Origin of the sequence: Maricaulis sp. (assembly GCF_048268525.1) — a bacterium.
GTDB lineage: Bacteria > Pseudomonadota > Alphaproteobacteria > Caulobacterales > Maricaulaceae > Maricaulis.
On the sequence record NZ_JBLWVH010000035.1, the window covers coordinates 15,829 to 33,187 of the forward strand.

The following is a 17,359-nucleotide window of genomic DNA, read 5'->3' on the forward strand; positions in this document are numbered from 1 at the left end:
CCGGACGCTACTCGGCCCGGGTATAAACGCGCCCGTCCCAGACCAGTTCCACGATCTCGCCCGCATCATCCCGCTCGAAACGGAAGGCGTGCAAGTCACCAAACAGCGAGGTCAAGACGCCGAAGAGGTCCGGGGCTGCCGGCACCATCGAGGCGCTCATATCGCCCCAGCTGAAGACCAGAGCCGGCCCGACTGATGCGATCTCGATATCGAGATAGGGTTCGCCCGTGGTCCAGCGGCCGGCATAGGCTGACAGGGTTTCCGGATCCGGCGCCCAGCTCCAGCCGCCCCAGCTTTCATCCGCCATCGCACTGTTGCGCTGCTCCATGCGGTGATCGAGATAGCGCTGGATGCGTTGCGGGTATTGCTCGATCCGGATCTGGCGCATGCGATCGGCCGTCTCGTGCTCGATCAGGAACTGGAAATACATGTTGATGGTGCGGCTGGTCAGCCAGCCGGTCATGTTGTCGGAATTGGAGAAGGCGGCAATGCCGACGCCGAGATCGGGCGAGAAGGCCATCTGTGTGCGGATGCCGGTATAGCCACCGCCATGGACGTAGAAGTCATGGCCTTCAAAGTCGCAGATATTCCAGCCCAGCGCATAATGCGAGCAAGGCAGTTCGGCGGCGTTGCGGCGATCCTGCTGATGGGTTTCGACATAACCGGTCTGGGCAGCGCTCACCATCTCCGCCGTGATGCCCGATCCCTCGGGGCCCTCACCGCGCAGCTGAAGCTGCAACCACATTGCCATGTCATCGACCGATGTGACGAGGCCGCCGGCCGACTGCATCATGCCATCGGTCTTTGGGTGTATCTCGAACCAGCCGACATCCTCGCCGACCCAGTGATGGCCCCAGGACAGCTCGCTTGTGTCAAAATCCGACGTCCGCGCGGAGGTCCGCTCCATCTCCAGCGGGTCCAGGATATGGACATCGAGCCAGTCCTGCCACGACCGCCCGGTCACGCTCTCGAGTATGGCGCCATAGATATTGTATCCCAGATTGTCGTACTGGAAGCCCGGCTCCCGGGCGACAGCATAGGCCTCGATCAGGCGCGGATAATCAGCCGGGTCGACATAGCCGACATAGGCCTCCAGCATGGTGATGATATCGACGTCGATCGGCACCTGGTGGGTTATCAGGTCACGCAATGTCCAGTCCGCGGCGTCGAGGCCGTCCGGGAATTGCAGGTCCGGCCAGTGGTCGGTGATCCGGCTGTCCAGGGACAGCACGCCTTCGGCATCGAGCCGCGCCGCCAGCAAGCCCATATAGGCCTTGGTCTGGGAGGCGATATAGATCGGCGTGTCGGTCGTCATCGGCGCACCCGACACGGCCCGGCGCTCGCCTTGCACGCGGCGCATCAACACCTCATCGGCGGTCACCACCACAACGGCATAACCCGGCCCCAGATCCGGGAATTCATCAAGAAAGGCGTCGAGGCTGGCGGCGGGGCCTTCCGGCGTCTCGGCGACTGCAGAGGCGGTGGCTGCAAGGCCGAGGGCGGCAGCACTGACGAGGCTCAAGGTTCGAAACATGCATTCTCTCCGGATCTGACCCGCCTGGCGCGGGTGGAATTGTCGGCAGAATAGGCCGAACACGAGGGCCCGTCTTGAACGTGTGTAACTCGCTGGCCCGCGTGGTTTTTCAGGCCCCCGGTCAGGCCGCCAGCAAGGACCGCAACCGCGTGGGCGTGAAACCGGTCTGGGACCGGACGGCCCGGGTGAAGTGGGATTGATCGGCGAACCCCGCCGTCAGCGCGGCGTCGGCGAGCCGGGCACCGTCGATCATGTCAGCAATCGCCCGACTGACGCGGCACTGCAGGCGATAACGACTGGGCGGCAGACCGAAACGACGCCGGAAACTGCGCGACAGGTGAACACGGTGGACACCGGCCTGATCAGCCAGACTGGTCAGATCGGGTTCCTCCGGATCATCCCGCAATTGCTCGCGGACCCGGTCGAGCCAACGCTGCGGCACCAGATTTCGGACCGGTCCGCCGCGGCGCTCATCCGGCACCACATCCAACGCGCAGGCCACGAGGTCGGTCAGCGCCATGCCGGTACCGTCTGCCCCATTGCCGGGCGCGGTCGCCAGTCTCAGGATTTCAATCGGCGTATCAACCGGCGTTTCGATCCAGTCCCAGTCCCCGGGGTCGGGCAGGCCGGTACAGCTCTCGGCGTCCGGATCGATGTCCAGTGCCAGAACCAGCGCGCCGTTCGCGCCATAGGCATTGGCATGGCGGAAACCGGCCGGTTTCACGCCACGGCTGGTGCGGACTACATCGCGTACGCCGGCGACACCGGTCTCCCGCAACTCGCCGCTGAGCAGCCAGGATATCTGGTGGCAGTCATGCGCGTGCGGCGCCATGCGCTCACCCGGCCGATACCAGGTCAGTCGCACATCCAGGCCGGCGCCGCTGATCAGTCTCGCTTGTGGTCGCATGAAGCCCCCTCTCCGTATCGATACACCCGTGATGCGGGCGGGAGGCTGTTTGGATGATGACGTCCCTGTCAGATTGCAGCCCGTGGTCTCAATTCAGGGCCACATGCCGCGTGTGGCAGGCATCGTACAGTCCCAGGAAGGCCGTCGCATCGGCATTGCCGCGGCGGCTGGCATCGACGAGATAGGCGCGGGCCCGATACGGGTCGTCGACGCCGCGACCATCGGACAACAGCATGCCGACCAGAAGGGCGGCGAGATCGCCCTGGCGTTCGTCAGATATCCGGGTCATCGCCAATTCGGCCCGCCCGGCATTGCCCGGCCAGCGCGCCGTCGCCAGGGTCAGCTGTGCCAGCGTGCGCGTGTCACCAGCCTGCATCAGGGCCCCGCCCCAGTAAAAGGCCGCGGCCTGGACCGGAATCTGACGTTGGGCGGCCATCGATCCCAATTGTTGCTCCATGGCGGAACCGACCGCCTGCAGATAGCTGTCACGATGCTGGGCATAGCGTTGGCAACTGGCGGACCCGTCGCCCGACTGGGCTTCCACCGGCGCCGGGCCGAGACAGGCGGCGCCGGCGCCAAGTCCCAGCGCGATGGCCCAGGCCAGATGTGTGCGAGTTCGGGGCATTTATCCCTCCCGGATTGAAACCAGCCGGGAGCGTGGCAGCCGGGCTTTAACCCGGACCCAATTGCGGCGCGCAATATTGCAATAATTTCAATATATTAACCTTAACGACGCTGAGCCGAACCGACGGCGTGAAAATTGCATCCCCTCGACCCAAGAAGAGGACAATACCCATGGGACGCTTCCTGTTTCGCGACGGTCACGGCCATCTGGACGACAAGGCCAACAACTTCACGGCGATGCGTATCGCCTTCGCCCTGATCGTCCTGTACGGCCACGCCCTGATGATCCCGCTCGGCCTGCCCTATACCGGTGCCTGGGCAATCTCGGTCGACTTCATCGTCCAGTGCGCCCTCGACGGCTTTTTCATCCTGTCCGGCTACATGATCACGGCAAGCGCCATGAGATCGCGCCAGCTCGGCCGCTATGCCAGCGCCCGGATCTTCCGCATTTTCCCCGGCCTGATCGCCACGGTCCTGGTGCTGTGGCTGCTTGTCGGCCCGCTCTTCACCACGCTTCCTGCCACCGAATACTGGTCACAAACCCAGACCTGGCTCTTTCCGCTCAAGCTGATTGCCCAGATTGACCCGATGGCCGGCCTGCCGGGCGTGTTCCAAGGCTCCCCCATGGGCGAGAACATGAATGGTCCGCTGTGGACCATCCGCTATGAGTTGATGGCCTATGTCGGTGTCGGCGTATTGATGATGGTCGGCCTCTACCGCAAGAACGCGCAGGTGCTGGTCTGGACTGCACTCACCCTCGCCTTCGGCATGGCTGTCGAGACCTTCGGTTATCGCGGCTTCGGCGAAGAGACCATCGGCACGCTGGCACGTTTTGCCCCGGCCTTCATGATCGGCGCCGCCTTCCATGCCGGCCGCAAACACCTGCGCCTGAACCCGGCCTTTGCCGGACTGGCTATTCTCGCCGCATTGGTGACCCACGGCACACCGCTGGGCTGGATGATGCTCGATGTGGCGCTGGCCTCTGTCTATCTCCTGATCGGCTATGCCCGCATTCCCGGGCGGACCGGCGATCAGGTTCGCAATGTCGAGGACATCTCCTACGGCATCTACATTCTGCACTGGCCGATCGGCATGATGGTCTTCGCGCTGTTGCCGGGCCTGAGCACAACGGCGCTGGCCCTGATCATGCTGCCGCTGGCGCTGATCGCGGGCTGGGGTTTGCGGGTGTTAGTGGAAAAACCGGCGCTGGCATTGAAGTCACGGCTGACAAAGCGTCGTGCACGCTCCGTCACTGCTGCCCCGGCCTTGGACACAGCCTGACGCCAACCGGTGCGTGCCAGGCAGGCCGCACTTCAGGCCTGTCCGCACTTCAGGTTTGTCCGGTCTTCAGGCGGACATCCGAGTCCGGCGCCTCATAGCGTTCAAATGCATCCAGAAGCGTCGTCACGCGGTCCGAGACGATCAGGGCGCCACGGTGTTCCGGCGCCAGGAAGCCCTGGTCTGTCATCTTGTCCAGGAAGGCGACCAGCTCGTCAAAATAGCCATTGACGTTAAGCAGGCCGACCGGATGACGGTGCTGGCCGAGCTGGGCCCAGGTCCAGACCTCGAACATTTCCTCCATCGTTCCGATACCGCCGGGCATGGCGATGAAAGCCTGGGACAGCTTCACCATCTTGGCCTTGCGGGCATGCATGGACCGTACGACGTGCAGCTCGGAAAGCTCCATGTGTGCGATTTCCTTGAGCGCCAGGAATTCCGGGATCACGCCGACAACGCGGCCACCAGCGGCCAGCGTCGCATCGGCGATCCGGCCCATCAGCCCCACCTGGCCGCCGCCATAGACCATCTGGATGCCGCGCAGCGCCAGGACTTCGCCGAGACGGTCGGCGGCGGCGATGAAGGCCGGATCCTTGCCGGCATTGGAGCCGCAATACACACAAATGGATTTCATGACAGGTCCAGAATTTGGAAACACGCGCTCCTGCCCTATCCTGCAATCAGAATAGCCGGAGGCAAGGATGAAACGGATCACAATCCTGATAGTCGCGCTGCTCGCGCTGGGCAAGCCGCTGGCAGCGGCTGGCGCCCAGATTGCCGAGCCGGTCGCGCTGCCCTCGCAGATGTGTCGCGGCTATTTCTTCGTGCCCGTGACCCTGGAAGTCCGCGAAGGCGAGACCGCCGACGAACGGACACTCTGGTTCCTCTACGATACCGGCGCTTCGGCCAGCTATGTCGACCCGGACAGTGTGGAGCGGGTTTCCGGGCAACGTTTGAACAGTGGGGTCCGGGCCAATTTCGGCGTCTCGACCATTGGCGATCTGAGGCTGACCGGCCTGCGGGCCCGGGTCCGCGATCTCGATCACCTGTCCATCGCCCTGGGCCGCGAGATCGATGGCATTCTGGAGTTCGACGCGTTTTCGGACGTGCTGCTGACCCTCGATTATGCGCGCAGCGAGATGCGGATTGTGTCCGGCGAGCTGCCACGCGCCGATGACGAGACGGTGTTTTCATCCCGGGGACCGGACACCCGACCCTGGTTGCGGGTCCGCTTTCCCCGTGGCACCCGGCGCCTTCTGATCGACAGCGGCGCGGCGCTGAGCCCGATCATCCTGCGGGATATCGAACGCTATGACACCGTCCTGCCGCCGCGCGCCACCGGTGCCGCGGTCCGCTTCTCGGAGGTCGAACGACGCTCGTCGGCGCGGCTGAGCGACAGTCTCTGGATTGGTAGCCATGAACTGGAACAACCAATCATCCAGTCAACACCGGAGACGGAAATCCTGGGCGGCCAGGCGATGCGCCATTTCAGCTGGACCTTCGATCAGCGAAACGACCGGGTGCGCGTTGAACGCAATGACCCGGCGACGCCCATCACCTTCGAACCCATGGTCACACACGGCATGGTCCTGGTCCCCGAGGGTGACGGCATGCGTGTGGCCACCGTGATCGCCGACTCGCCAGCCTTCGACGCAGGCGTCGAAAACGGCGATTTCATCACTCATTTCAACGGCACGCAGATGCGCACCCGCAGTTGTGAGATGGAGGGTGAAGCGCCGGCAACGCTGGACCTGAGTCTGATCCGCGACGGCGAGACCTTGCAGATGACACTCGACCTCTACCCGCTGGTCGACTGATCGCCTTGCAGGAAGGCTGACATCGCGCGAATGGCCGCGACGATCCGGGCCGGGTCAGCCGCCAGCGCGCGTTCACCGATCGCGATTTCCAGCGCCGGCACCGGATCGGCGTCGAAATGCCAGAAGCGGTTGCCCAGCCAGACCCCGGTCGCCTCGGCCGCCGCGTCACGCGCCGCCTCGGCTGTCGCCACATCACAGTCCAGCCGGACATGCATCATGTTCACCTGCGGCGGATCGGGCGTGATGGTGAGACCGGGACAGGTCCCGACGTCGGCCGCGATCCGGCGCGCCCGCTCGACAAATCGGGGCAGCAGCGGCAGACGGTGTTCCAGCGCGTACAGGGCATCGGGCACCATAGGCCAGGCCGAGACCAGACGCCCGCCCAACCTCGCCAGCCACAGGCGTGCCTCGTCAATGAAGTCCTTTTCACCAGCCAGGACAGCCCCGCCCGAGGCTCCCAGATCCTTGTAGAAAGACACATAGACCGAGGCGAAACCATCACAGATTTCGGGCCAGTCATGGCCGGGCCAGGCCTCGGGCAGCCCCCAGATACGCGCCCCGTCCATGTGCAGCGGAATTCCGCGCCTCGCTGCGCCCGCCTTGATGGCCGCCAGCTCATCCCAACAAGGCAGGGCGCCACCATTGTGGCGCTGTGGCAACTCGATGAAGGCACAGCCTGCTGCCTCAGGCAGGTCGGCCGCCTCGACGGTGCGCGCCCACTCACTCATGACAAGCGTTTCCAGCCCGTGCAGATGCACATGGGCCTCTTCCTCGTGCAGGACCAGATGTGAGGTCGGGTGCAGGGCCAGACGCTTGTCGCCGCTGGCCTGGCAGTGCAACCGGGCCGCGACGCCCTGGGCCATGGTGCCGGTGGGAAACCAGACCGCCGCAGGCTTGCCCAGCAGCTCTGCCATCCTGGACTCAAGCCGTTCGACCGAGGCGCCTGTCAGATAAGCTTCAGATCCCAGACCCTGCTCGCGCATCCAGGCCGCCACCCGCTCCAACCGATCGTCCGGACGGGTTTCATGATGGAAGGGAAAGGTCAGATCGAGATCGCAGCGGGATCTCGCATCCTGGCTCATTCCGTCGCGTCCGCCAGCAAGGCGTCCAGACTGTCCGGCGACCAGCCCACCAGAATCGTCGATCCGGCCTCGATAACCGGGCGCTTGATCAGCGTCGGATTGGCGATCAGGACACCGGCCGGATCATCCGCGGCGATCTCGCGGTCTTCCTCGGCCATGTTGCGCCAGGTCGTCGAGCGGGTGTTGACCAGCGCCTTGGCACCGACCGCATCGAGCCAGTCCGGAACCTTGACGACCCGGTCCGCTTCCTCTCGGATATCGACAAATGCGTGGGTCAGCCCTGCCGCAGCGAGTGCCGAAACGGCCTTCTTGCAGCTGTCGCAGCTTTTCAGGCCGTAAACCGTCAGTCCCGTCACATCAAACTCCTGCTTTTGCAGCGCAACACGCCTATTCCGCAGCTTCGACCGAGTCACCCTCCGGGGGCAACTCCGAAGCTCGTATCTCGGCAGCCCGGGCCTCCACCATCTCGACAATATGGTCGACCATCTCCTCGTTGGAGACATTGTGGTCCGGACGCCCGGACACATACATCTTGCCGCGCCCGGCGCCGCCGCCTGTGAAACCCAGATCCGTCATCAAGGCTTCGCCCGGCCCATTGACCACGCAACCGATGATCGACAGCGAGATCGGTTCGGAAATATGGGCCAGACGGGCTTCCAGCGTCTCAACGGTGCGGATCACGTCAAAGCCCTGACGGGCGCAGGACGGGCAGGCGATGATATTGACGCCGCGGGTTCGCAGCCCCAGCGATTTGAGGATATCGAAGCCGACCCGGACCTCTTCTTCCGGCTCGGCTGACAGCGAGACCCGGATCGTGTCACCGATCCCGGCCCACAGCATCGAGCCGATTCCGATCGAGGACTTCACCGTGCCGATCCGCGTTCCACCAGCCTCGGTCACGCCCAGGTGGAGTGGTGCATCGGTGGCTTCCGACAGGGCCTGATAGGCGGCCACGGTCAGGAACGGGTCGGAGGCTTTCACCGAAATCTTGTAATCGCGGAAATCGAGATCATCGAGAATGCGGGCATGGTCCAGCGCGCTCTCGACCATCGCCTCGGGACAGGGCTCGCCATATTTCTCGAGCAGATGACGCTCGAGCGAGCCGGCATTGACCCCGATCCGGATCGCACAGCCATGATCGCGGGCGGCCTGGACGACATCGCGGACCCGATCCATCGAGCCGATATTGCCCGGATTGATACGCAGGCAGGCGGCGCCGGCCTCGGCCGCCTCGATGCCGCGCTTGTAGTGGAAATGGATATCGGCGATCAGCGGCACCTTGGCCGCCTTGGCAATCGTCTTGAAGGCTGCGGTCGAATCCTCGTCCGGGCAGGACACCCGCACCAGGTCGACGCCGGCCTCCTCGCAGCGCCGGATCTGGTCGATCGTGGCGCCGGCGTCAGACGTCGGCGTGTTGGTCATGGTCTGCACGCTGATCGGCGCATCACCGCCGACCTCGAGCGGGCCGACCCTGATCTTGCGGCTCTTGCGACGGTCAATCATCCGCCAGGGGCGGACGCTGCGCGGATCGGGGCTGGATTGCGACATCGACACTCTCCCTTCACCGACCTGCCACACAGGGACAAGCCGCTTTACCGGCTCGATATAGCGTCAATGTGTCGTGTGTGCGACCGGGAGTTCGGCAAAAGACTGCGGTGTTTTGCTGCAGCGAGCTGTCCGGTGCTATTGCGGCGACGGATCGACCGTGTCGGCTTGCGCCATCACCGGATAGTCCTCGACCGGCATGCCAGCGTCTCCGAGCAGGCCGACCGCCTGTCCATTGCGCTCGATTTCGATGGCGCCGGCATTGGCGGCGGACACCGTCAGGCCCGGCTCCAGCGCCCGGTAAACCTCACCGACCGCCAGTTCCCGGGCGAAAAGAATGCGACCGGAGGAGTCGCGTACTTCCAGCCAGGTCGGCAGAACCGCCCGCATGACCACCTGGCCGGACGCCGTCGCGGCCTCGCCCAGCGGCAGGCCGGACCAGATATCATCAACACTGACGGCGACCCGTCCGGTCTGGAAGTCCGCACGGGCCCAGTCGGGCGCCGCATCGGGCGGAGACGGCATGTTGGTCAGGCCTGTGCCACCGGAAAATTGCTCCGAATACCACCAGGCCGCGCCGGCAACGGCAGCGAGGATCAACAGGGCGCCAAAAGCACCACGCGGCAGCTTGATCGGCTCGCGGGTCTTCGCGGCGGCTGTCGGCTGGGCCCGACCGGTCTCGGTGTCGACCTCGCGCTTGAACTGGTCGACCATGCCGGCGGCATCAAGGCTCAGGAAACCGGCATAGGTGCGCAGATAACCGATGGTATAGGCGCGAGCGGGCAGGCCGCGCGGATCCATGGTTTCGAGTGCTTCGAGATAGTCGGCACGGACCCGGGTGCGTTCGGCGGCCTGTTCGATCGAGAGATTGAGTTTCTGGCGGGCTTCGCGGAGACGTTCGCCGGATGACAGGTGTACATAGCCGATCCCGTCGTCCGAATAGACGGCATCAACGGGCACGAAGTCCGTACTGGGCGTCTGACTCACCATCACCATACCGCCGCTCATCCTTGCCGGAGCGATCGTCACTCAAAGCGCGTTCGGGAAAAACCCTTAACGCATTCCTATAAGATCAAATTGCTCGTCCATTATCAATGGCCTCGCGAGGCAATCCGGCCTTTTCTCCTGCTTCGATGAGGAGCGGGCGCAAACTGTCCACGGGCTGTTGAAGATGGCTCGCAAGCCAGGTGCCAAGTTTTCCGGCGTCGAGTCCGGACACCAGTTTCTTGATCGGTCCGATATTTCCCGAGGCCATGGAAAGGCTTTGATAACCAAGCCCGATCAGCACGGCGGCCTCCAGCGGCTTGGCGGCAATTTCGCCACAAACCGAGATCGGCGTGTCGTGCTTCGCGCACAGGTCGCGAACATGTTTGAGAAGATCGAGGGCGGCGGGGGCGAGAACATCGTATCGTTCCGAGACACGCGTGTTCTGGCGGTCGGCGGCGTAGAAATACTGCATCAAGTCATTGGCACCGACCGACACGAAATCAACCGTGTCGATGGCGTGTTGCAGCGCCCAGGCCATGCCGGGCGTTTCCAGCATAATGCCGCAGCGGACAGCAGACGGCATTTCATGACCGGCCTGGCGGGCATGACCCAGCTCGCGGTCCAGCATCTCGCGCGCGGCCCGGGCCTCCCAGGGCGCGGCGATCATAGGGAACATCACGTTCAAGGGCCGTCCCGCAGCGGCCAGGATCAGGGCGCGGAGCTGGTAGCGCAGCAGGCCGGGCCGGTCGAGGCCCATGCGGATCGCCCGCCACCCCAAGGCCGGATTGGGCTCCACGGTCGACGGCGCAAAGGGCGCCACCTTGTCACCGCCCAGATCCAGCGTGCGGAAGATGACCGGCTTCTCGCCGGCTGCATCGAGGACGGACTTGTAGACCGCGGCCTGTGCCGACAGGCGCGGCAGGGTTTCGGCCACCATGAACTGGAATTCGGTCCGGAACAGCCCGACCCCGTCGGCGCCGGTTTCCTCGAGCGCGGTCAGTTCGATCAACAGGCCGGCATTCATGTGCAGGCCAATGCGCTGGCCATCGGCCGTGACCGACGGGCCGCGCAGCTCGGCATAGGCAAGGCGCCGCTCGGACAGGGCCGTGACACGGACCTCATAGGTCTTCACGACATCCGGCTCGGGGCGGATGTGCAGGACGCCGAACTCGCCATCGAGGATGACCGGGTCGCCGTTTTCCGCCCGGTCCAGCGCGCCTTCCAGTCGACCGACCAGAGGAATGCCCAACGCCTTGGCGACGATGGCGGCGTGCGAGGAGGCGGAGCCTTCCTCAAGCGCGATGCCCTTCAGCTTGTCGCGGTCAAACTCCAGCAACTCAGCCGGGCCGATATTGCGGGCGATGATGATGGCATTGTCCGGCAGCTCCAGCGCCGCGCCGCTGCCGTCCAGATGGCGCAGCAAGCGGTTGGCCAGGTCTTCAAGATCGTGCAGGCGTTCGCGGAACAGCTGGTCCGACGCCTTCATCAGGCGGGCCCGGTTCTCGTTTCGCACCCGTTCAACAGCGGCCTCCGCGGTCAGGCCCCGCCGCACCGCATCACGTAGCCGTTCCATCCAGCCACGGTCATGGGCAAACATGCGATAGGCCTGCAGCACATCGCGGGTCGGTCCGCCGAACGGGATGCGACCGCCCTCCAGCATCTCGTCGATCGCACTGCGTAGTGACTTGATCGCCATTTCCAGGCGCTCTTCCTCGTTGGCCGGATCATCGGCAATCAGCCGGGTCGACTCGACATGAGGTTCGAACAGCACCGCGACGCCCTGCGCGACGCCGCCCGAATACGCCCCGCCCTGGAAGCGCTCGGGCCGCGACTGGCGCACATCCAGACCGGCCATCTCGGCAGAATCGACGATGTCGCCCGAGGCGACGATCTCGGCCAGAACCATGGCGACGGTCTGCAACGTCTCGATTTCATCGGCGGCTATCTGGCGCTCGACCGAGGTCTGCGCGGTCAGCACACCGACCATGCGACCGCCACGCAGGATCGGCACGCCGACAAAGGTGTCAAACGGCTCTTCGCCGGTCTCCGGCTTGTAGGAGAAGGAGGCGTGTGAACGGGCGTTGGAGGTCGCCAGCGGACGGGCCCGGCGGGCGACCAGGCCGACCAGCCCCTCGCCCGGCCGCAAGCGGACCGAGTGGACGGCTTCGCGCTTGAGTCCGTAGGTCGCGCACAATTCCAGCGCGTTGGACGGGCGGGCCAGATAGATCGAACAGACGTCCCAGCCGGCTTCCTCGGCGATCAGCGCCGTCAGGTGATCGAGCCGCGCCTGGGCATTTTCCTGCACCGCCATGAGCAGGCGCATGCGTTTGAGCAGGTTGCGCGGATCGCGGCCGGATTTTGTCGTCATGTCATCCATGCCTACACCTGATCCAAACCATAGGCCGCATGCAAGGCCCGCACTGCGCGTTCAACGGCATCGTTCTCGATCAGCGCCGAGATCTTGATCTCGGAAGTGGCGAGCACTTTCACCCCAATATCCTGATCACCCAGCACCGCAAACAGGGATCGGGCGACATCGGCCCGCTGGCGCAGGCCCGCACCGACGACGGACACCTTGGCCAGACCGGTCTCGGTCGATATGCGCACCCCTGTCATGGCATCTTCCAGCACCGCGTGCGCGCGATCCAGATCGCGGTGGGCGATGGAAAATTCCAGCGTCACGGAGCCGGGCTGGCGGGCATGGGCCTGGACGATCATGTCGACCCCGACCTCGGCCTCGGCCAGGCAGGCAAAACAGCGCGCCGCCATGTCCGACCGATTGGAGGCGCCGTGCAGGGCGATCCGGGCCTGGTCGCGGGCATAGGCGACGCCGGACACGAGACGGCGCTCGGCAATGGCCTGCTCGGACACCACGTCGGTTCCGCTGCTCGTCCCCGCTTCGAGGAATGAGGACAACACCCGCATCGGCACGCCGCGCGCCTTGGCAAATTCCACCGAGCGGGTCTGCAATACCTTGGCGCCCTGGGCGGCCAGTTCCAGCATTTCGTCATGGCTGATCGTGTCGAGACGGCGGGCGTCCGGCTCGATCCGCGGATCGGTTGTGTAGACGCCGTCGACATCGGTGTAGATGTCACAGCGCGCGTCCAGCGCTGCCGCAAGGGCTGCGGCCGACAGGTCAGTCCCCCCTCGCCCCAGCGTCCGTACCTCGCCGGTTTCGGTGATGCCCTGGAAACCGGCGACGACCGGGATGATGCCCGCCTCGATCGCGGCCTCGAGCACGGCCACATCCAGGCCGGCAATCCGGGAGGCGCCCGGCGGGCCATCGGTGATGACCGGCAATTGCCAGCCGAGAAATGATTGGGCTTGCAGACCGGCCTCGCGCAGGGCCAGCGCCATCAGGGCCGAAGAGACCTGCTCGCCAGCCGCCAGGGCGACATCGGTTTCCCGATCACCCAGACCGCTGCCAAAGGCATCGGCGAGGCTGAGGATACGGTCGGTTTCACCGGCCATGGCAGAGACGACGACCGTCATGATCTCGCCGCGCCGGGCGGCGTCAGCGACCAGACCGGCCGAATGGCGGATCCGCTCGATCGTCCCGACCGAGGTGCCACCGAATTTCGCCACGACGCGCGTCATGCAACCTGTCCCTCGCGCTTCCCCGGTGAGCCTGCCGCGACCATAACGTCGCACCCGGCTCGATAAGACGCACCGTTGGGGCCATATTGAGGCAGTTGCGGGGCGTCGCGCTGGCGGTTAGGTAAGCGCGAAGCGTCCCGCGTGCAACGCCTGAACGCAATCAGCCGCGGCTTCGCCCGCGAGGAGAAATTCATGACCAGCGCCGCCGCGCCCCACACGCTGAACCGTCCCTCCATCGATCCGGAGGAAGTCGAGAAATTCTCGCGCATTGCGGCCGAATGGTGGGACCCGGACAGCAAGTTCAAGCCCTTGCACAAGTTCAATCCGATCCGCCTGAGTTTCATGCGCGACACGATCTGCGATCATTTCGGCCAGTCCGGCGAGCGCCCGTTCGAGGGCCTGCGCATCCTCGATATCGGCTGTGGCGGCGGCCTGGTCTGCGAACCGATGGCCCGCCTGGGCGCACAGGTCACCGGCGTCGATGCGGCCGAAGCCAATATCAAGACCGCCAGTGTCCACGCTGATGAGCAGGGCCTGGAGATCGACTATCGGCATGGCGTCGCGGAACAATTGATCGAGCAGGGCGAGGCACCCTTTGACGTGGTCCTCAATCTGGAAGTCATGGAACACGTCGCCAACCCGCACACCTTCCTGGTCGATTGCGCCAGCCTGGTGAAGCCGGGCGGGTTGATGATCTGCGCCACCATCAACCGGACCTCGAAAGCCTTCGCCCTCGCCATTGTCGGCGCCGAATGGGTGATGGGCTGGCTGCCGCGCGGCACGCACCGCTTCCACAAGCTGGTCAAACCCTCACAGATCCGTACTGCCCTGCGCGAGGGCGGGATGAGCCTGCGCGCACCGGTCGGCGTCAGCTACAACCCGATCACCGACCAGTTCTCCCTCGGCGAGGACACCGCGGTGAACTACATGATGGTGGCGGAAAAACCGTCGGTCTGAGGCCGGGCCAAACCCGCCAGGTGCCACCCTCTCCTTGAGGTTGTCGCCGACACCAGCAATGCCAGACTCGATGGCAACGCCTTGACTTGGCATGCTGGCAGCCTGCAATCTTTGATCGCATTGATACTGCGTTCTTGTGGGGGGCTTGCATGCAGGGGGACAAGGGACCGAACGGTCAGAGCTCATTTCCGGAGTTCGAACTGTCAAATGAGTTTCGCGCGCTCCACGCCGAGGCTCACAGGCGCTATCCGGAAATGATCGAGCCGCCATTCCTGACCTGGCATATCGTAACCTCACTGACAGAGCGTTTTGACTCTGACCGGTCATTGGATGGCCGTGCGGCGGCGAGTTCCCAGGAAGCCAGCCGGGCATCGATGTCGCGACGCCAGGCGGAAATCGACAGGGTCAACGCCTTCATTTGCTCGGTGACAGGCGAGGACGACCGCGTGATCGAAATCGGCAAGCTGGCCGGGGACCGCCTGGCACAGCCCTACATCACGCGCGATGTCATTACCAAGGAAGGCCCGGCGATCTCTCCCCACCTCGTATTCCGGTGTGAATACCATCAGGAATACGTCTCCTACTGCTTTTTTCTGCCAATCCGGCACCCGCTCAAGCCGCCACGCGGTGATGACAGCGACGACACTGCAGTGACCGAACCGGCCGCCCTGTCCGGCCGGCCATTCAACAATTCCAATCCGGCCGTGGATGATCTCGTCCGCGACCTTTACCGCCGCACACTTGTCGCCAATGAAGAGGAAAACGACCTGGTCGCAGTCCGCGCACGCACTGCGAAAGAATGGGACCAGCTCTACGACAAGGCCTGGCAGATAGCGCTGCAAGACACACCGGACGACGTGCTGCACCGGATTCCGGGCAAGGTCCTGGGTAATTTCCGCGGCGTGATCCTGCCGCGCATCTGGATGGTCAACACCTATGGCGCTGACGAGGCCGGCATCCATGAATTCGAATGGCGGGGACACCGCGACCGCTTTATCCCGACCGACATCGAGGGCGAACCGCGGATCACCGGCGACGATACGCCCAAACACCATGTGCATGAACGCAACCGCCCCAGCACGCCAAGGCGGTGGAATCGCGTCAGTGCCGGTCGATGCCTGCGCGACAATCACGGTTTGCGGCACGCCCTGCACTGGCCTGGCGGGGAACCGAAGGAACCGGATTCACGTGACCCGCTGGCGAGGCGCCGTACGGTCGCCAATCTGGTGCTGAACGGGCGCGCCCTCTATGCCTCCGCTCTTGCGCCGCCCCTGCCGACAGCCGGGTTATCGCCGCAGGTCCGGACCGGCGAGGAATTCAATCATGTCACCAGCCGGTATTGCATCTTCTATTGCGAGGAGCATGCCGGTCGGGCCCAGGACGGCATCTCGGCACGACTGGACCGGCTGGTCCTGCGTCTGCACAATCTCGCCAATAACCGGCTGATGGCCCTTCGCGGCCTCGACAAGGTTCCGGGCGTCAAACAGAATCTGGATTGGATTGACCGACGCCTGTCCGAGCTTGAAGACGAGGCTGGCACTGACGACCCGTTGGAAATCCGCGACATCAAGGCGCTGTACCGCGAGCTGACGCTTGCCACCTCGTCTGACGCAATTTTTGGCGGATTGATGATGCGCGCCGCGCAATCGGAGCGATACGCCTCGGCTTTCAAGCGCATTATTCCGTCGCTTCACATTCACCGGATTGAAGGCTGGGAACCCTATGACATGTTCATGTCGCGCAAACTGTACGGCATGTTCGACAATATACAGGCGCTGGGCACCCGCGCGGAATCGCTCCGCCGTCGCCTGGACCGGATTGTCGAGATCGCCCAGCTCGAAGCGGGCCTGAGTGCCACAAAAGCAAGTGCCAACGCGGCAAAGGCCACGTTGTGGCTGACCGCCGCCGCGGTCGTGCTGACGGTTATCGGGCTGGCAAATGTTTTCCTTGGCCCATCGGACCAGAGCGACCGATGCGCGACCGGCTGCGCGGTGTCGCAGGACGTTCCTCCGGACTGAAGCCTTGAGACACTGGTTGTCGCGAGACAGGCCGTCACTGACGAGCTCCAGGAGGAACGCCAGACTGGCGCTGCGTTCGATGGCGTTGGCACTGCCGCTTCGACAGTCCGGTCAAACTCTCGCAGCGCCCCGCACGAAAGCGGCGAAGCCGGCTGGCTGATCCATCACAGTTGAACGAGAGAAGGCGCCGGCCACAGAGCCGACGCCTTCCGTTTTGATCCGGGGATCAGGGCCTAGCGGCCGCTGCGTCCCTCGAACTGCCAGCGGCCTGAGCCGTCGCGGCAGCTCTCGAACTCGAAGCGCTGATAGTCACCATCCCGGTCATAGACCTCGGCATGGCCCGATGCGCAGGCCTGGCCATTGCGACGATAATGCCGCTCCGGGCGCACCACACCGCGGCGTCCGCTGTCGGGATTGTGCCAGTAGGCGGTGCGGTCATGGTCAAAGGCTTCATACTGGGCGTGCGTGAACTGGCCCCGGTCGCATTCGGTCCAATGACCACCGACCTGCGCCGTCAGGACCGGCGCTCCGCCGAGGCCGACACCAAGGCCCAGACCGCCACGACGGCGCGGCTGACAGGCATCACGGCGATAGCGGAACTCGTGCCGGTCATAACCGTGCTCGTAATAGCTGCGGTGATACTCATGGCCGGTGCTCTGGCCCTGGCTGTAGCCAAAGCTCCAGCTCGACTGGGCCGAGGCGGCTGGTGCCGCACAGGCGGCGAGACCGATGGCGGTCAGGGTGGCAATCTGTTTCAGGTTCAACATGGGATCCTCCTTCAAGATTGGCGGTGGATATGAGGACAACGCGCCGGCGCGGGGTTTTCTTCCACGCCGACGCAGATTGATCAGGCCGCGCGACCGCGCGACCGGGTCACTTCGCGGGCGGCGAGGATCAGTCCCAGGATCAACAGGGCCGCGATGCACAAGGGAAAGCTGTGCTCGGCCGCGTTGGACGCCAGCCGACTGAAACTGACCGACCGATTGGGCGCCGGGGCGGGAGCCGGCTGGCTC

The 17,359-nt window shown here is 64.5% G+C and carries 15 protein-coding genes; 4 read left to right on the forward strand and 11 right to left on the reverse strand.

Annotation, left to right across the window (positions count from 1 at the left end; all coding sequences use genetic code 11):
* Positions 1-7 precede the first annotated feature (7 nt).
* The 3 genes from ACN0X9_RS14380 to ACN0X9_RS14390 form a co-directional block, all read right to left on the reverse strand.
* Positions 8-1,534, reverse strand: a complete 1,527-nt coding sequence (locus tag ACN0X9_RS14380) for a serine hydrolase domain-containing protein (protein ID WP_417488261.1) — start codon at positions 1,532-1,534, stop codon at positions 8-10.
* 121 nt (positions 1,535-1,655) lie between these two features.
* Positions 1,656-2,441, reverse strand: a complete 786-nt coding sequence (locus ACN0X9_RS14385; protein ID WP_417488262.1) for an AraC family transcriptional regulator — start codon at positions 2,439-2,441, stop codon at positions 1,656-1,658.
* 88 nt (positions 2,442-2,529) lie between these two features.
* Positions 2,530-3,066 carry a hypothetical protein gene (locus ACN0X9_RS14390; RefSeq protein ID WP_417488263.1) on the reverse strand — a complete coding sequence of 179 codons (537 nt, stop codon included), beginning with the start codon at positions 3,064-3,066 and terminating at the stop codon, positions 2,530-2,532.
* A 170-nt stretch (positions 3,067-3,236) separates the two neighbouring features.
* Here ACN0X9_RS14390 and ACN0X9_RS14395 point away from each other — a divergent pair, with 170 nt between their 5' ends.
* The gene (locus ACN0X9_RS14395; RefSeq protein WP_417488264.1) at positions 3,237-4,346 is read left to right on the forward strand and encodes an acyltransferase family protein; all 1,110 of its coding nucleotides are present in this window, start codon (positions 3,237-3,239) and stop codon (positions 4,344-4,346) included.
* 49 nt (positions 4,347-4,395) lie between these two features.
* On the opposite strand, the gene ACN0X9_RS14400 is transcribed toward ACN0X9_RS14395, so the two are convergent.
* Positions 4,396-4,977 carry a TIGR00730 family Rossman fold protein gene (locus ACN0X9_RS14400; protein ID WP_417488265.1) on the reverse strand — a complete coding sequence of 194 codons (582 nt, stop codon included), beginning with the start codon at positions 4,975-4,977 and terminating at the stop codon, positions 4,396-4,398.
* A 67-nt stretch (positions 4,978-5,044) separates the two neighbouring features.
* Between ACN0X9_RS14400 and ACN0X9_RS14405 the strand changes: the two genes are divergently transcribed.
* A complete protein-coding gene (locus ACN0X9_RS14405) occupies positions 5,045-6,160 on the forward strand; it encodes a PDZ domain-containing protein (protein WP_417488266.1) in 1,116 nt (371 codons plus the stop codon).
* Here the strand turns inward: ACN0X9_RS14405 and ACN0X9_RS14410 are convergent.
* The 6 genes from ACN0X9_RS14410 to ACN0X9_RS14435 all read right to left on the reverse strand — a co-directional run bounded on the left by ACN0X9_RS14410 (position 6,142) and on the right by ACN0X9_RS14435 (position 13,371).
* Complete coding sequence (locus ACN0X9_RS14410) at positions 6,142-7,242, reverse strand: threonine aldolase family protein (protein ID WP_417488267.1); 1,101 nt, start codon at positions 7,240-7,242, stop codon at positions 6,142-6,144. The two genes, ACN0X9_RS14405 and ACN0X9_RS14410, sit on opposite strands and share 19 nt — an antisense overlap.
* On the reverse strand, positions 7,239-7,598 hold the full coding sequence (locus ACN0X9_RS14415; protein ID WP_417488268.1) for an arsenate reductase family protein: 360 nt from the start codon (positions 7,596-7,598) through the stop codon (positions 7,239-7,241). The genes ACN0X9_RS14410 and ACN0X9_RS14415 overlap by 4 nt, the downstream gene beginning before the upstream one ends.
* Before the next feature lie 31 nt (positions 7,599-7,629).
* Complete coding sequence (gene ispG / locus ACN0X9_RS14420; RefSeq protein WP_417488269.1) at positions 7,630-8,790, reverse strand: flavodoxin-dependent (E)-4-hydroxy-3-methylbut-2-enyl-diphosphate synthase; 1,161 nt, start codon at positions 8,788-8,790, stop codon at positions 7,630-7,632.
* A gap of 135 nt (positions 8,791-8,925) precedes the next feature.
* Entirely contained in the window at positions 8,926-9,783 is an 858-nt protein-coding gene (locus tag ACN0X9_RS14425) for a helix-turn-helix domain-containing protein (RefSeq protein ID WP_417488270.1), read from the reverse strand.
* Between the two features lie 76 nt (positions 9,784-9,859).
* Positions 9,860-12,151 (reverse strand): phosphoenolpyruvate--protein phosphotransferase, encoded by a 2,292-nt coding sequence (gene ptsP / locus ACN0X9_RS14430; RefSeq protein ID WP_417488271.1) that lies wholly within the window; start codon positions 12,149-12,151, stop codon positions 9,860-9,862.
* Between the two features lie 2 nt (positions 12,152-12,153).
* Positions 12,154-13,371 (reverse strand): aspartate kinase, encoded by a 1,218-nt coding sequence (locus tag ACN0X9_RS14435; RefSeq protein WP_417488272.1) that lies wholly within the window; start codon positions 13,369-13,371, stop codon positions 12,154-12,156.
* 192 nt (positions 13,372-13,563) lie between these two features.
* On the opposite strand from ACN0X9_RS14435, the gene ubiG reads away from it, so the two are divergent.
* Together ubiG and ACN0X9_RS14445 are read left to right on the forward strand one after the other, a co-directional pair.
* Positions 13,564-14,328, forward strand: a complete 765-nt coding sequence (gene ubiG, locus ACN0X9_RS14440; RefSeq protein ID WP_417488273.1) for a bifunctional 2-polyprenyl-6-hydroxyphenol methylase/3-demethylubiquinol 3-O-methyltransferase UbiG — start codon at positions 13,564-13,566, stop codon at positions 14,326-14,328.
* Positions 14,329-14,477: 149 nt separating this feature from the next.
* Positions 14,478-16,346, forward strand: coding sequence for a DUF3422 family protein (locus ACN0X9_RS14445; protein ID WP_417488274.1), 1,869 nt, complete (start codon positions 14,478-14,480; stop codon positions 16,344-16,346).
* Between the two features lie 233 nt (positions 16,347-16,579).
* Here ACN0X9_RS14445 and ACN0X9_RS14450 read toward each other — a convergent pair whose 3' ends face one another.
* Entirely contained in the window at positions 16,580-17,113 is a 534-nt protein-coding gene (locus tag ACN0X9_RS14450; protein WP_417488275.1) for an RT0821/Lpp0805 family surface protein, read from the reverse strand.
* Positions 17,114-17,359: the final 246 nt, after the last annotated feature.